Source organism: Polaromonas sp. P1_F9 (assembly GCF_056405615.1).
On record NZ_JBFUBT010000001.1, the window covers coordinates 370,349 to 384,847 of the forward strand.

14 protein-coding genes are annotated in these 14,499 nt (G+C 60.0%); 4 read left to right on the forward strand and 10 right to left on the reverse strand.

What is annotated here, in order from left to right:
* Positions 1–45: 45 nt before the first annotated feature.
* The 9 genes from dnaQ to uvrB all read right to left on the reverse strand — a co-directional run bounded on the left by dnaQ (position 46) and on the right by uvrB (position 9,045).
* Positions 46–753, reverse strand: a complete 708-nt coding sequence (dnaQ, locus tag AC1DYR_RS01705) for a DNA polymerase III subunit epsilon (RefSeq protein WP_477703565.1) — start codon at positions 751–753, stop codon at positions 46–48.
* A gap of 54 nt (positions 754–807) precedes the next feature.
* Positions 808–1,146 carry an ISC system 2Fe-2S type ferredoxin gene (fdx, locus tag AC1DYR_RS01710; protein WP_431095873.1) on the reverse strand — a complete coding sequence of 113 codons (339 nt, stop codon included), beginning with the start codon at positions 1,144–1,146 and terminating at the stop codon, positions 808–810.
* 14 nt (positions 1,147–1,160) lie between these two features.
* Entirely contained in the window at positions 1,161–3,023 is a 1,863-nt protein-coding gene (gene hscA / locus AC1DYR_RS01715) for a Fe-S protein assembly chaperone HscA (RefSeq protein WP_477703566.1), read from the reverse strand.
* Positions 3,024–3,325: 302 nt separating this feature from the next.
* Complete coding sequence (hscB, locus tag AC1DYR_RS01720) at positions 3,326–3,844, reverse strand: Fe-S protein assembly co-chaperone HscB (protein WP_477703567.1); 519 nt, start codon at positions 3,842–3,844, stop codon at positions 3,326–3,328.
* Positions 3,845–3,920: 76 nt separating this feature from the next.
* Positions 3,921–4,244, reverse strand: coding sequence for an iron-sulfur cluster assembly protein IscA (gene iscA, locus AC1DYR_RS01725; protein WP_074575253.1), 324 nt, complete (start codon positions 4,242–4,244; stop codon positions 3,921–3,923).
* Positions 4,245–4,285: 41 nt separating this feature from the next.
* Positions 4,286–4,672 (reverse strand): Fe-S cluster assembly scaffold IscU, encoded by a 387-nt coding sequence (iscU, locus tag AC1DYR_RS01730; protein ID WP_122956871.1) that lies wholly within the window; start codon positions 4,670–4,672, stop codon positions 4,286–4,288.
* Between the two features lie 122 nt (positions 4,673–4,794).
* Complete coding sequence (locus tag AC1DYR_RS01735; protein ID WP_457280417.1) at positions 4,795–6,012, reverse strand: IscS subfamily cysteine desulfurase; 1,218 nt, start codon at positions 6,010–6,012, stop codon at positions 4,795–4,797.
* Positions 6,013–6,118: 106 nt separating this feature from the next.
* Positions 6,119–6,655: a Fe-S cluster assembly transcriptional regulator IscR gene (gene iscR, locus AC1DYR_RS01740; protein ID WP_457280416.1), complete on the reverse strand. Its 537-nt coding sequence runs from the start codon at positions 6,653–6,655 to the stop codon at positions 6,119–6,121.
* A gap of 266 nt (positions 6,656–6,921) precedes the next feature.
* The gene (gene uvrB, locus AC1DYR_RS01745; RefSeq protein WP_477703568.1) at positions 6,922–9,045 is read right to left on the reverse strand and encodes an excinuclease ABC subunit UvrB; all 2,124 of its coding nucleotides are present in this window, start codon (positions 9,043–9,045) and stop codon (positions 6,922–6,924) included.
* Positions 9,046–9,274: 229 nt separating this feature from the next.
* Here uvrB and AC1DYR_RS01750 point away from each other — a divergent pair, with 229 nt between their 5' ends.
* Positions 9,275–10,471, forward strand: a complete 1,197-nt coding sequence (locus AC1DYR_RS01750; protein WP_477703569.1) for an amino acid aminotransferase — start codon at positions 9,275–9,277, stop codon at positions 10,469–10,471.
* The gene (locus tag AC1DYR_RS01755; protein WP_477704114.1) at positions 10,471–11,067 is read left to right on the forward strand and encodes a nucleotidyltransferase family protein; all 597 of its coding nucleotides are present in this window, start codon (positions 10,471–10,473) and stop codon (positions 11,065–11,067) included. Before AC1DYR_RS01750 ends, AC1DYR_RS01755 begins: the two co-directional genes overlap by 1 nt.
* A gap of 132 nt (positions 11,068–11,199) precedes the next feature.
* Here AC1DYR_RS01755 and ygiD read toward each other — a convergent pair whose 3' ends face one another.
* A complete protein-coding gene (gene ygiD, locus AC1DYR_RS01760; protein WP_477703570.1) occupies positions 11,200–12,054 on the reverse strand; it encodes a 4,5-DOPA-extradiol-dioxygenase in 855 nt (284 codons plus the stop codon).
* A gap of 269 nt (positions 12,055–12,323) precedes the next feature.
* On the opposite strand from ygiD, the gene AC1DYR_RS01765 reads away from it, so the two are divergent.
* Both AC1DYR_RS01765 and rsxB read left to right on the forward strand, forming a co-directional pair.
* Positions 12,324–13,736 (forward strand): polyhydroxyalkanoate depolymerase, encoded by a 1,413-nt coding sequence (locus tag AC1DYR_RS01765; RefSeq protein ID WP_477703571.1) that lies wholly within the window; start codon positions 12,324–12,326, stop codon positions 13,734–13,736.
* A gap of 75 nt (positions 13,737–13,811) precedes the next feature.
* Positions 13,812–14,498, forward strand: a complete 687-nt coding sequence (gene rsxB / locus AC1DYR_RS01770; RefSeq protein WP_477703572.1) for an electron transport complex subunit RsxB — start codon at positions 13,812–13,814, stop codon at positions 14,496–14,498.
* Position 14,499 lies beyond the last annotated feature (1 nt).

Sequence of the window (14,499 nt, forward strand, 5' to 3'; positions counted from 1 at the left end):
GTTGGTCAGCCTAAGATTATATGCTGTTTCGGACGGCTTTATGGTTTACGCCGCCAAAACACGCCAAACCGTTTTACCCTTGCTGGCCTTGTCAATATCCACCAGCAGCTTTTCATGGTCGGCGATCTCCTGGTCGTTGGCAGCGAGCAGCGGCAGGTCAAAGGTGCTGAGATCAATCTGGGGCACGTCACTATCGCCTTCCCGGGCGCTGTCCCCCACATCCATCACCAGCGCATTCTGGCCACGGGTGAGATTGATGTAGACATCAGCCAGCAATTCAGCGTCCAGCAAGGCGCCATGCAAGGTCCGGCCCGAATTGTCGACCTCGAGCCGGTCGCACAAGGCGTCCAGCGAGTTGCGTTTGCCCGGGAACAGCTCCTTGGCCATCATGAGGCTGTCGGTGACCTTGGCCACACAATGCTTGATGGGCGGCTTGCCGATGAGCTCGAGCTCCTTGTTGAGGAAGCTCACATCGAAAGGCGCGTTGTGGATGATGATCTCGGCGTCCTGCAGGTACTCCAGTAGTTCGTCGGCCACGGCCGAAAACTTGGGTTTGTCTTTCAGGAACTCGTTGCTGATGCCGTGAACCTTGAGCGCGTCTTCGTGGCTGTCGCGTTCGGGGTTCAGGTAGAAGTGGCGGTTGTTTCCGGTGAGCTTGCGGGCCACCAGTTCGACGCAACCGATTTCGATGATGCGGTCGCCGTTTTCAGCGGAAAGACCGGTGGTTTCGGTATCAAGGACGATTTGGCGCATGGCTGGATTATCGCCTCCGCACAGGGGGAAATCCGTCCTGAACTACCCCAAAATTCAGTGATTCTCTTTTGCGTGATTGATGGAGTATTTGGGTATCTCCACCGTCACATCCGACTGCGCCAGGAAGGCCTGGCAACTCAAACGCGAATTGGGCTCCAGGCCCCAGGCGCGGTCCAGCAGGTCTTCTTCGCTCTCGTCGAGCTCGTTCAGTGATTTAAAGCCTTCACGGACGATGACATGGCAGGTCGTGCAGGCGCAACTGAGGTCGCAGGCGTGTTCGATGTTGATCTTGTTGTCGAGCAGGGCTTCGCAGATCGAGGTGCCGGCTGGGGCTGTGATTTCAGCGCCCTGTGGGCAATATTCGGGATGAGGCAGTATTTTGATGATGGGCATGGTTGTCGGCCTGTTCAGACCGCCTCGATGTTTTTACCGGCGAGGGCTTGCTTGATGCCCCGGTTCATGCGCTGGGCGGCAAAGCCTTCGGTTCCTTTGGCCAGCGCCTGGGTGGCCGCCTCTATCGCGGCGGCATCACCGTGGGCGCGTGTGTCGGCAAGACCGACGATCAGGCTGTCGATCTGCGCCCGCTCATTGGGGCTCAGCAAGTCGGCATCCGCCGCCAGCGCGCTTTGCGTAGCCAGAATCATGCGGTCGGCATCGACTTGGGCTTCTGCAAGGGCGCGCGCCTGCATATCTTGCTGCGCGGTTGAAAAGCTGTCTTGCAGCATGCGCGCAATGTCGTCGTCCGACAGGCCGTAGGAAGGCTTCACGTCGATGCGTGCCTCAACGCCGCTGACCTGTTCTTTCGCGTTCACGCTGAGCAGCCCGTCGGCGTCGACGGTAAACGTCACACGGATACGCGCGGCGCCAGCCACCATGGGAGGAATGCCGCGCAGCTCGAAACGGGCAAGGCTGCGGCAGTCGGCCACCAAGTCGCGTTCGCCCTGCACTACATGCAGCGCCAGTGCGGTCTGGCCGTCCTGGTAGGTGGTGAAGTCCTGTGCCATGGCTGTGGGGATGGTCTGGTTGCGCGGCACGATGCGCTCGACCAGCCCTCCCATGGTCTCGATGCCCAGCGACAGCGGGATCACGTCGAGCAGCAACAGGTCCGTGCCCGTGTTGTTGCCGGCGAGCTGGTTGGCAGAAATGGCCGCGCCCAGCGCCACCACTTCATCGGGGTTGAGATTAACCAGCGGCTCGCGCCCGAAGAAACTGGCAACCGCCTTGCGCACTTGCGGCATGCGCGTGGAGCCACCTACCAGCACTGCGCCCTGAATATCTTCTTTCGCCAGCTTGGCATCGCGCAACGCCTTGCGAACGGCAGCCAGGGTACGCTGGGTCAGGTGGGCGGTGGCGGTTTCAAAATCTTCCGCCTTCATCTCGAAGTTAACGAGGGCTTTGGCCAGTTGCACCGAAAAAGGCACAGGGTTGGCAGCCGAAAGCGCCTCCTTGCAGCTGCGCGCAGTGCGCTGCAGCGCCGCCTTGTCGGACGGAGTGAGCGCATCTGCTGCAAGGCCCGCCTTGGCCAGCACCCAGTCGACCAGCGCGCGGTCGTAATCGTCGCCACCAAGCGCGGAATCGCCGCCCGTGGCCACCACCTCGAAGACGCCTTGGGTCAAACGCAGTATGGAAATATCGAAAGTGCCACCGCCAAGGTCATAGACGGCGTAAACGCCTTCACTGGCGTTGTCCAGCCCATAGGCAATGGCAGCGGCCGTGGGCTCATTGAGCAGGCGCAATACATTGAGGCCCGCCAGTTGCGCGGCGTCTTTGGTGGCCTGACGCTGGGCGTCGTCAAAGTAGGCAGGCACCGTAATGACTGCACCGTAGATGTCATCGCTGAAAGTGTCTTCGGCGCGGTAACGCAGCGTGGCCAGAATCTCGGCGCTGATCTCGACCGGGCTTTTCTCGCCAGCGACAGTCTGCAGCGTAACCATGCCAGGCTTGTCATTGAGCTCGTAAGGCAATTGGGCGCGGCTGCCAATGTCGTCAATACCGCGGCCCATCAACCGTTTGACCGAGGAAATGGTGTTGCGCGGATCTTCGACCTGCGCGGCCAGGGCTTCATAGCCTATCTGGCGCTTGTCGTCCTCAAGGTAGCGCACTACGCTCGGCAGCAGCACGCGCCCCTGCTCGTCGGGCAGGCATTCGGACACGCCACTGCGCACGCTGGCGACGAGCGAATGTGTCGTGCCCAGGTCAATGCCCACCGCGATGCGTCGCTGGTGCGGGTCGGGCGTCTGGCCGGGTTCGGAAATTTGCAGGAGTGCCATGTCGCGGGTGTCGTACTTTTTCTGTAATGCCTTGGAACCTGTTCAATGTCTTTTTGGAGATCGCATTGGAGTGCAATCGGGATGAGTGGATGCTTCGGATGCGCCGCATGGGCTGATGCCCATGCAAGCGGCCGGGGCGTCCAATCGCCCGATTTCACTCCAACTCTTCGGGCAAGTGCCTTGTCGGGCGGTCTGCGGCGTTGCGGCGCTTGCCAATAGCCTGGCTATTGGCGGTGCACCGCGCCTTGCATCCCATCCCGAAAAGGTACTTGTGCGACTCCAAAAAGACATTGAACAGGTTCCTATTGTCCCAGCTGGTCGATGCGTGCATCAACCTCACTGGCAAAGCGCTCAATAAACATAAGGCTTCTGACCTGCTGGGCTGCGGCAGGAAAGTCCTTGTCCACGTCCAGCAGTTGCTCTATTTTTGATAGCTGCTTGCGCTCGTCAGCTGTGGCTTGGGAGGCTATTTCTTCAAAATCTTCAGTTGTTTCGGCATCGTCGAGCGCTTCGCGCCACTGCATCTGCTGCATCAGGAAGTCGTGCGGCATGGCGGTGTTGTTTTCGGCGTTAATGGGCGCACCGTTCAGCTCACACAAATAGCTCGCCCTCTTGAGCGGATCTTTCAGCCGCTGGTAGGCCTCGTTGATGCGCACCGACCACTGCATGGCCACACGCTGGGCGGCCGTACCCTGAGCCGCGAATTTGTCAGGATGCGCTTCGCGCTGCAAATCCTTCCAACGGGCATCAAGCGCTGCGCGGTCTTGCGCGAAACGCTGGGGCACGCCGAAAAGTTCGAAGTCGTTGGATTGGAGATTCATGCCGAGAAAAAGCCGCCAGCACAATCAGTGGAGGCGGCTTGGGTAAGGGTGCAGCACAGGGTGGACCGCTCACCCGTCAAACCCGGAAGCTTTCGCCGCAGCCGCAACGATCACGTTCGTTGGGGTTGATGAACTTGAAGCCTTCATTCAGGCCTTCGCGTACAAAGTCGAGCTTGGTGCCATCGATGTAGGCCATGCTTTTCGGGTCGACCAGCACCTTGACACCGTTGTCTTCAAACACGACATCTTCCGGTGCGATCTCGTCGGCGTATTCCAGCTTGTAAGCCAGGCCGGAGCAGCCAGTGGTCTTCACGCCAAGGCGAACGCCCACACCCTTGCCGCGCTTGGTCATGTAGCGGGTCACGTGTCGGGCTGCAGCGTCAGTGAGGGTAACGGACATTTAAATCACTCGAAAAAAACAGGTGACGGGTGATGCGTTGATCAGTGCGTGTGCTTTTGCTTGTAATCGTTCACGGCGGCCTTGATGGCGTCTTCCGCCAGGATGGAGCAGTGAATCTTCACAGGCGGCAGCGCCAGCTCTTCAGCGATCGCGCTGTTCTTGATGCTTGCCGCTTCGTCCAGCGTCTTGCCCTTGACCCACTCGGTCACGAGCGAACTGGAAGCAATCGCGGAGCCGCAGCCGTAGGTCTTGAAACGTGCATCTTCAATCACGCCCGTCACCGGGTTGACCTTGATCTGCAGCTTCATCACGTCGCCGCAAGCCGGTGCACCAACCATGCCGGTGCCTACCGATTCGTCGCCCTTTTCAAAGGAGCCGACGTTGCGGGGGTTTTCATAGTGGTCTACCACTTTTTCAGAATAAGCCATGATCAATTCCTTTCGTCAAATTCGCTTCTTTTCCAGTGACAGCGTGGAACCGGCTTTGCCGGGCCACAGATGTCGCCCCCTTGAGGGGGAGGCAGCGCGAGCTGCTTCGGGGGTGTTCCATTTCAGTGAGCAGCCCACTGGATGGTGGACAGATCCACGCCATCCTTGAACATCTCCCACAGGGGAGACAGTTCGCGCAGTTTGGCCACGTTTTCCTTGATGGTGGCGACCGCGTAGTCAATTTCTTCTTCGGTGCTCCAGCGGCCAATCGTCATGCGAAGGCTACTGTGCGCCAGTTCGTCGCTGCGGCCCAGGGCGCGCAGCACATAGCTGGGCTCCAGGCTGGCCGACGTGCAGGCTGAGCCGCTGGACACAGCCAGACCCTTGATGCCCATGATCAGCGACTCGCCTTCAACGAAGTTGAAGCTCATGTTCAGGTTGTGCGGCACGCGCTTGTCAGCGTGGCCGTTGAGGAACACCTCTTCCACATCCTTGAGCCCGTTGAGCATGCGTTCGTGCAGTGCCAGAATGCGCTTGTTCTCTTCGTGCATCTCGGCCTTGGCGATGCGGTAGGCCTCGCCCATGCCAACGCACTGGTGCGTGGGCAAGGTGCCCGAACGCATGCCGCGCTCATGGCCGCCACCGTGCATCTGTGCTTCAAGGCGCACCCGCGGCTTGCGGCGAACGTACAAGGCGCCAATGCCCTTGGGGCCATAAGTCTTGTGCGAGGTCAGGCTCATCAGGTCGACCGGCAAGGTCGCCAGGTCGATATCAACACGGCCGGTAGCCTGCGCGGCATCGACATGGAAGATGATGCCTTTTTCACGGCACAGCGCGCCAATGGCCGGGATGTCCTGGATCACGCCGATTTCGTTGTTGACGAACATGACGCTGACCAGAATGGTGTCGGGGCGGATCGCAGCCTTGAGGGCTTCCAGGTCGAGCAGGCCGTCGGCTTGCACGTCCATGTAGGTCACTTCAAAACCCTGGCGTTCCAGTTCGCGGCAGGTGTCCAGCACAGCCTTGTGCTCGGTCTTGACCGTGATGATGTGCTTGCCCTTGGTCTTGTAGAAATGAGCCGCACCCTTCAGGGCCAGATTGTTGGACTCGGTTGCGCCACTGGTCCAGACGATTTCGCGCGGGTCAGCGCCAATCAGGTCGGCGATCTGCTCACGCGCTTTCTCGACGGCGGCTTCTGCTTCCCAGCCCCAGGCATGGCTGCGCGAAGCGGGGTTGCCGAAATGCTCGCGCAACCAGGGAATCATGGCGTCCACTACCCGCGGGTCGCAGGGGTTCGTGGCGCTGTAGTCCATGTAGATGGGAAAGTGCGGGGTGTCCATGTGGCTAGCTCTTTAAATTCACAGGCTGGCTGGCAGCGCGATCAATGAAGTCAATGCAGTCGGTTCACAAAAGGATGATGCCGGGCAGACGCCCGGCACCGCTCCTTCAGGATTTGGAAAATGCATTGCCCAGTGCGAAGACCGAGTTCGGCGCGTTCACGCGAATCGGCTTGACAACCGGCGCTGTGAAAATGGCTTTTTTGACCTGCGGGGTGTTCTCGATCACCACGCCCTTGGCGAGCTGGTCTTCCACCAGTTTTTGCAGGGTCACGGAGTCCAGGAACTCCACCATGCGGCTGTTCAGCGAAGCCCACAGCTCGTGCGTCATGCAGCGGCCGCCTTCGCCCAGGCAGTTTTCCTTGCCGCCGCACTGGGTGGCGTCGATCGGCTCGTCCACCGACACGATGATGTCAGCCACGGTGATCTCGGAAGCCTTGCGGCCCAGCGTATAACCGCCGCCGGGACCACGGGTGGATTCCACCAGTTCGTGACGGCGCAGTTTGCCGAACAGCTGTTCGAGGTAGGAAAGGGAAATCTGCTGGCGCTGGCTGATGGCGGCCAACGTGACCGGGCCGTTGTTCTGGCGCAATCCCAAATCAATCATCGCGGTGACCGCAAAGCGGCCTTTGGTCGTGAGGCGCATAACAAGCTCCTTTAAATGGCTTGACTGTCGTTTTCACCCTGAAAGCTTGTGGCTTACAGGGAACTCTTCCTCCAGCCGCCCAGGTCAGTCAACCGGTATCGCGGGGGCTTTTGTTGTTCTGGTATTGTTCTTGACTGTTTTCGTCAAGTATAACACAAGCAGGGTTTTTCCCGCTGAGACGGCCCCAAACATGAGGACTAACCCGTAGGCAGACCCATTTAACGCACCATTTCAGTGCATTAAATGGAGCCAAGGGGCCAGCGGGTCTAGGCGCGGGCTTGGCCTGCAGAGGTCAGCGGCACGACATTATCGGTGCCAGGCGCACCAAAAGCCTGTTCCTTCAGGATGTGCAGCTGGTCCCGCACCCGGGCGGCTTTTTCGAACTCGAGATTCTTGGCGTGTTCGATCATCTGCTTTTCCAGGCGCTTGATTTCGCGGGCGATGTCCTTCTCGCTCATGTCCTCCACCAACGCCTTCTGCATCTCGATCTTTTCGGCTTCCTTGCCGGATTTTTCGCTATAGACGCCGTCAATCAAATCGCGGATGCGTTTGACCACGCTGCGCGGCGTGATGCCGTGCTCCAGGTTGAAGGCAATCTGCTTGTTGCGCCGCCTCTCGGTTTCATCCATGGCTTTTTTCATGGAGTCGGTGATGCGGTCTGCATACAAAATCGCACGGCCGTTCAGGTTGCGGGCCGCCCGGCCAATCGTCTGGATCAGGCTGCGCTCGGCGCGCAAAAAGCCTTCCTTGTCGGCGTCCAGGATGGCCACCAGCGACACCTCCGGAATGTCCAACCCTTCGCGCAGCAAGTTAATGCCCACCAGCACGTCAAAAGCGCCCAGCCGCAGGTCACGCAGGATTTCCACGCGTTCCACCGTATCCACATCGCTGTGCAGATAGCGGACCTTCACGCCGTTGTCGCTCAGGTAATCGGTCAGCTGCTCGGCCATGCGCTTGGTCAGGGTGGTGATCAGCACCCGCTCGTTCTTCTCGACCCGGATGCGGATTTCCTGCAGCACGTCGTCGACCTGATGCGCGGCCGGCCGCACTTCCACCTGTGGATCCACCAGACCGGTAGGCCTGACGACCTGTTCCACTACTTTGCCGGAGTGCTCTTTCTCATAGTTGGCCGGGGTGGCCGAGACAAAAACGGCCTGGCGCATCTTGGATTCGAACTCTTCGAACTTCAGCGGCCGGTTGTCCAGCGCGCTCGGCAGGCGAAAACCGTATTCCACCAGCGTGGTTTTGCGTGCGCGGTCGCCGTTGTACATGGCGTTGAGCTGACCGATCATGACGTGGCTCTCGTCGAGAAACATCACGGCATCCTTGGGCAGGTAATCGCACAGCGTCGAAGGGGGCGATCCCGCCGGCGAACCGCTCAGGTGGCGGGTGTAGTTCTCAATGCCCTTGCAGTGGCCGATTTCACTGAGCATCTCCAGGTCGAACCGGGTGCGCTGCTCGATGCGCTGGGCTTCCACCAGTTTGCCGTCGGCGACGAACTGGGCCACCCGCTCGGACAGCTCCAGCTTGATGGTCTCCACCGCCGTCATGACCTTGTCGCGCGGCGTAACGTAGTGGCTCTTGGGGTAGACCACAAAGCGCGGGATTTTCTGGCGTATCCGGCCTGTCAACGGGTCGAACAGCTGCAGCGACTCGATCTCGTCGTCGAACAGCTCGATGCGTATGGCCAGCTCGGAATGCTCGGCCGGGAAAATGTCGATCACGTCCCCGCGCACCCGGAACGTGCCGCGCGCGAAGTCCTGCTCGTTGCGCGTGTACTGCATGCGGATCAGCCTGGCGATCACGTCGCGCTGGCCCATCTTGTCGCCGATGCGCGCAATGAACCGCATCTGTGTGTAATCCTCAGGCGCACCTATGCCGTAAATAGCGCTGACCGTACCGACGATGATGGTGTCGCGCCGCTCCAGCACGCTCTTGGTGGCCGACAGGCGCATCTGCTCGATGTGCTCGTTGATGGCCGAGTCCTTTTCAATGAACAGGTCTCGCTGCGGCACATAGGCTTCAGGCTGGTAATAGTCGTAGTAACTGACGAAATACTCCACTGCGTTCTTCGGGAAAAATTCGCGGAACTCGCTGTACAGCTGCGCCGCCAGCGTCTTGTTGGGCGCAAATACGATAGCGGGGCGCCCCAGGCGGGCGATCACATTGGCCATGGTGAAGGTCTTTCCCGAACCGGTCACGCCCAGCAGAGTCTGAAACACCTCGCCGTCGTTGATGCCCTCGACCAGCTGGTCAATTGCGGTGGGCTGGTCGCCCGCAGGCGGATAGGGCTGGAACAGCTCGAACGGCGAATCCGGGAAACGCACGAACTGGCCCGCAGCGGGGTCGGTGTTGACTGAATCAGTTATGACTTCCATAGCTTCTGGCATAAAACCTCGATCAAGCCCCGTTAAAATTCAGGGCAACCAAACAGAATACGACATTCGGCCGAAAATGGAAATTGCAATCCCCATTCGCCTTGTTTCGCCTTGTAGTCGCCCCGCTATCGCTTTTTGACACCTCTTGTAGCCTTTTTTCCGGTCAGCTTGTGACCTAAATCCGTGACCTGAACCCCCTATCGTCGCTTTCGCCTTCTTTTCACTTCTCTGAGGATATTTCATGTCTTTGTTTACCGCTGTCGAAATGGCCCCGCGTGACCCCATCCTGGGCCTGAACGAGCAGTTCAATGCCGATACCAATCCCGCCAAGGTCAACCTGGGCGTAGGCGTGTACTACGACGACAACGGCAAACTCCCCCTGCTGCAATGCGTACAGGCAGCAGAAAAACTCATGATGGAATCTCCCAAGGCGCGCGGCTACCTGCCCATTGATGGCATCGCCGCCTACGATGCGGCCGTCAAGGGTCTGGTTTTCGGCGTCGAGAGTGAACCCGTCAAGAGCGGCCGCGTGGCCACCGCGCAGGGCATTGGCGGCACAGGCGGCCTGAAGATCGGCGCCGACTTCCTGAAAAAGCTCAGCCCCAATGCCAAGGTGCTGATTTCCGATCCAAGCTGGGAAAACCACCGCGCGCTTTTCAGCCAGGCCGGTTTCGTGGTTGAAAGCTATCCTTACTACGATGCAGCCAAGCGCGGCGTCAACTTCGAGGGCATGCTCGCCGCCCTCAATGCAGCCGCCGAAGGCACCATCGTCGTGCTGCACGCCTGCTGCCACAACCCGACCGGCTACGACATCACCGCAGCCCAGTGGGACCAGGTGATCGCGGCCGTCAAGGCGCGAAAGCTCACGCCTTTCCTCGACATGGCCTACCAGGGCTTTGGCCACGGCATTGCGGAAGACGGCGCCGTCATCGGTAAATTTGTGGCGGCCGGCCTGAGCTTTTTCGTGTCGACGTCCTTTTCCAAGAGCTTCAGCCTCTACGGCGAACGCGTGGGCGCCCTGTCGGTGCTGTGCGAATCCAAGGACGAAGCCGACCGCGTGCTGTCGCAGCTCAAGCTGGTCATTCGCACCAACTACAGCAACCCGCAGATCCATGGCGGCATGGTGGTGGCCACGGTGCTCAATACCCCCGCGCTGCGCACCCAATGGGAGCAGGAGCTGAGCGAAATGCGTGTGCGCATCAAGGCCATGCGCCAAAAGCTTGTGGACGGCCTGAAGGCCGCCGGCGTCAAGCAGGACATGAGCTTCATCACCGCGCAAATCGGCATGTTCAGCTACTCGGGCCTCAGCAAGGACCAGATGGTGCGCCTGCGCAATGAATTCGGCGTTTACGGCACCGACACCGGCCGCATGTGCGTGGCCGCCCTGAACAGCAAGAACATCGACTACGTCTGCGCGTCGATTGCCAAGGTCGTCTGATTCCCTCTGAAGCCGTACTCCCGGATGAATTCATCCGGGACGCGCTGAAAAACCGCCACAACCGGTTCATTCTGGAACACCTGCCTGCGCTGGGACTGCCCGACGCATGGCTGGTGGCGGGATGCCTCTTCCAGACAATATGGAACCTGCATTCGGGGCAACCGCCCGAAACCCACATCAAAGACTACGACCTGTTTTACTTTGACCCTGCCGACCTTTCAGGCGCGGGCGAAGCAGCCGTCAATGAACGTGTCAGCGCCTGCTTTGCGAGCCGGGGCATTGTGGTGGAAGCCAAAAACCAGGCCAGGGTCCATACCTGGTATGAGGAGTATTTCGGTTTCCCCTACCCCGCCCTGCAAAGTGCCCGCGATGGTATTGACCGGTTTCTGGTGAGCTGTACGCGTGTCGGCTTAAGGGCAAATACGGCGGAGCTGGCGGATGTAGAGCTTTATGCACCCAACGGCCTGGCGCAGTTGTACGAGGGCAAGCTCAGCCCCAACCCGCTGTGCAACCACCTGCCGCTGTTCGAGCAAAAAGCGAAGGCTTATCAGGATCGCTGGAACTGGCTGCAGGTTGTCCATCCGCAAGTGGCATGACCGGCCCAAGGCGCGGCAACGGTAAAAATCAAATTTTCTCGGTAAAAACAGGCTTTAGCCCTTTACTGACGGGCGCAAGCAGCTATCAATTCAATAGCGCCTCAAGCTACCTGGCACTCCGCTCCAGCAGATTCATCCCCAAACAACCGACCGCATGGAAATCGAGCCGGCCTGAAAGCTGGTGTTGAAAAACCGTATCGGCTCCTTCGCATCCACCGCACCTGCCGTGTACAGCAGCGGAAGGTAGTGTTCATGGGTGGGGTGCGCCATTTTCGCCACCTGCCCCAGCTTCTGGAAGTTCTGCAGTGCGTCCAGATTGCCCTGCTGCAGGTAGCCACCTATCGTCTGGTCAAACTCCAGCGCCCAGTCGTAGGCCTGGTTACCTGCGGCCCCGCGCTGCATCTGGCGCAGGTTGTGCACGATATTGCCGCTGGCCACGATCAGCACGCCGCGATCCCGCAACGCCTTCAGCTGCTTTGCCAGCGCGTAGTGCTCATCGGGCGCCCGGCTGTAATCCATGCTGAGCTGGACGACCGGGATGTCCGCATCCGGAAACATGGGTTTGAGCACCGACCAGGCACCGTGGTCCAACCCCCATTCGCCTTCGTCCAGGCCGAGCGGCGCCGACGCGCGCTGCCTGACCAGCTGGCTGATCACCTGCGCCGCCGCTGTGTCGCCGGGCGCGGGGTATTGCTGGTCGAAGAGATCCTGCGGAAAGCCGCCAAAGTCGTGGATGGTTTTGGGCTTGTCCATGGCCGTCAACCACCAGCCTTCGGTCAGCCAATGGGCGGAAATGCACAGAATCAGCTGCGGCCTGGGGAATTTCGACCCAAACTCGGCGCCCAGCGCCTGCCAGCTGCGGCGGTACTCGTTGTCGCCGATGGCGTTCATCGGGCTGCCGTGGCCCACAAAAAGCACCGGCATCCGATCTGATTTCTTCAGGGAGGCCAGTTGATCCAGCGCGGAGGCGTCAATCGGGGGGAGCATGTCGTTTTCCTGTTCAGGGCTGCAGCTTCAGGGCGGGCAAAAACCACCGGCTACAGGCAGAATGGTAAGTGTTCTTTCAATCCCGCAGGTGGTGGCGGTTTATCGATCCGCAAGCCAAGCCAGCACCATCGTGGTGCTTTTGGCGTCAACAGTGTGAAAACCGCCCAGTATTGGTGGTTATCCTCAAATCAGTGCGGCAGCCCCCTGTTATATTGCACTGCAACATATTACGATTTACCGAAGTAACCCTAAACCCAAGGTTGACCCCGATGCTGTACCAAGTCTATGAAGCCCAACGCACCTTGATGGAGCCTTTTGTCGACTTTGCGCAAGCCGCTGCAAAGCTCTACGGCAATCCGCTGTCGCCCTTGGGCCAAAACCCGTTTGCCCAACGCGTCGCTGCCGGCTACAGCCTGATTTACCGGCTGGGCAAAGACTACGAAAAACCGGCTTTTGACATCCGGACGGTGGACGTCAACGGCACTGAGGTCAGCATCCACGAACGCGTGGAAATCGACAAACCCTTTTGCGAGCTGCGCCGCTTCAAGCGCTTCACCGACGATCCCGCCACGCTGACAGGCCTGAAGGGCGAGCCCGCCGTGCTGATTGTGGCGCCGCTGTCGGGCCACTATGCGACCCTGCTCCGGGACACGGTCAAAACCATGCTCAAAGACCACAAGGTCTATATCACCGACTGGAAAAACGCGCGCACCGTGCCGCTTTCCGAAGGTTCATTCAACCTGGACGACTACGTCAACTACGTCCAGGAGTTCATTCGCCATATCCAGGGCATTTACGGCAACTGCCATGTCATCAGCGTGTGCCAGCCCACCGTGCCGGTGCTCGCTGCCGTGTCGCTGATGGCCTCACGCGGCGAGACAACGCCCTTGAGCATGACCATGATGGGCGGCCCGATCGATGCACGCAAGTCGCCTACGGCCGTGAACAACCTGGCCATGAACAAAAGCTACGAGTGGTTTGAAAACAATGTGATTTACCGCGTGCCCAGCAACTTCCCGGGTGCTGGCCGGCGCGTGTACCCCGGCTTTTTGCAGCACACCGGCTTCGTCGCGATGAACCCCGACCGCCACGCCAGCAGCCACTACGACTACTTCAAGGATTTGCTCAAGGGCGACGACGCCAGCGCCGAGGCGCACCGCAAGTTCTACGACGAATACAACGCCGTGCTCGACATGGATGCCGACTACTACCTCGACACCATCAAGACGGTGTTCCAGGAATTCAAACTGGTCAACGGCACCTGGGACGTCAAAGGCGTGGACGGCCAGGTCGAGCGTGTACGGCCCGAAGACATCAAGACCACAGCCCACTTCACGGTAGAAGGCGAACTGGACGACATCTCCGGTTCTGGCCAGACCGAGGCAGCACACGGTCTTTGCCACAACATCCCCAAGGCGCTGCAAAAGCACCTGGAAGTCAAGGGCGCGGGCCACTACGGGATTTTCAGCGGCCGCCGCTGGCGCGAGATTGTCTATCCGCAGGTCAAGGCCTTTATTCTTGAGAACAATCGGACTCCAGCCCAAGCCAAACGTGCGCCGGCAGCTACCAAAACGATAGCAAAACCAGTGCGCACCGCAGCAGCAAAGCCTGCCGCCAAAGCCGCCCCGAAGGCCGCAGCAAAGCCGGCGGCAAAAAAAGCAGCACGCAGCAAGAAGGCTTGAAGGCGGCGGCAAGGCCGGATCGTGCGAAGGTGGAGCGCAGGCAGAGCGGGCCATGACTGGTAGGACAATAGGCGGGTGATCTCCCCCTCCGACTCCAGCCTTTTCGGGCGCGTCAACGCCGCACTGCCCCAAACCCAGTGCACCCGCTGCGGCTATCCTGACTGCGCGGCATATGCCACGGCCATTGCAACAGACCAAGCCCCCATCAACCAATGTCCGCCAGGCGGCGCTGAGGGCGTGCAGCGGCTCTCGGCCATCACCGGTCAACCCGTTCAACCGCTCAATCCCGCCAACGGCACAGAAGGTCCGCGTGCTGTCGCCTTCATCGACGAAAACTGGTGTATCGGCTGCACGCTGTGCATCAAGGCCTGCCCGACCGACGCGATCATGGGCAGCAACAAGATGATGCACACCATCATCGAGCCCTGGTGCACAGGCTGTGAGCTGTGCATCCCGGTCTGCCCTGTCGACTGCATCAGCCTGGAAAACGTCACCGGCGAGCGCACAGGCTGGGCGGCATGGTCCCCACAAGAGGCCGATACCGCCAGGGCCCGTTATGAATTCCATCAGGCCCGGTACAGGAACAGCACAAGCCCGGAGGAGATGGGCGCAGGCAAAGCGACAGACCCGCCACAGGCCCCGCTACCCGCCTCGGCTGCACGCCCTGGAGACGACCCCGCCGTGACAGACCGCAAGCGCATGGTGATTGAAGCCGCCTTGGCCCGCGCCCGCACACAGCGAGAGAGCGGCAAGAAGGACTGAG

Coding starts and splice junctions, on each gene's coding strand:
- AC1DYR_RS01735 (WP_457280417.1), bottom strand. CDS start 6,012: ATGGACACCCCGCACTTTCCCATCTACATGGACTACAGCGCCACGAAC.
- iscU (WP_122956871.1), bottom strand. CDS start 4,672: ATGGCTTATTCTGAAAAAGTGGTAGACCACTATGAAAACCCCCGCAAC.
- ygiD (WP_477703570.1), bottom strand. CDS start 12,054: ATGCTCCCCCCGATTGACGCCTCCGCGCTGGATCAACTGGCCTCCCTG.
- uvrB (WP_477703568.1), bottom strand. CDS start 9,045: ATGCCAGAAGCTATGGAAGTCATAACTGATTCAGTCAACACCGACCCC.
- AC1DYR_RS01750 (WP_477703569.1), top strand. CDS start 9,275: ATGTCTTTGTTTACCGCTGTCGAAATGGCCCCGCGTGACCCCATCCTG.
- hscA (WP_477703566.1), bottom strand. CDS start 3,023: ATGGCACTCCTGCAAATTTCCGAACCCGGCCAGACGCCCGACCCGCAC.
- dnaQ (WP_477703565.1), bottom strand. CDS start 753: ATGCGCCAAATCGTCCTTGATACCGAAACCACCGGTCTTTCCGCTGAA.
- iscR (WP_457280416.1), bottom strand. CDS start 6,655: ATGCGCCTCACGACCAAAGGCCGCTTTGCGGTCACCGCGATGATTGAT.
- fdx (WP_431095873.1), bottom strand. CDS start 1,146: ATGCCCATCATCAAAATACTGCCTCATCCCGAATATTGCCCACAGGGC.
- iscA (WP_074575253.1), bottom strand. CDS start 4,244: ATGTCCGTTACCCTCACTGACGCTGCAGCCCGACACGTGACCCGCTAC.
- AC1DYR_RS01765 (WP_477703571.1), top strand. CDS start 12,324: ATGCTGTACCAAGTCTATGAAGCCCAACGCACCTTGATGGAGCCTTTT.
- hscB (WP_477703567.1), bottom strand. CDS start 3,844: ATGAATCTCCAATCCAACGACTTCGAACTTTTCGGCGTGCCCCAGCGT.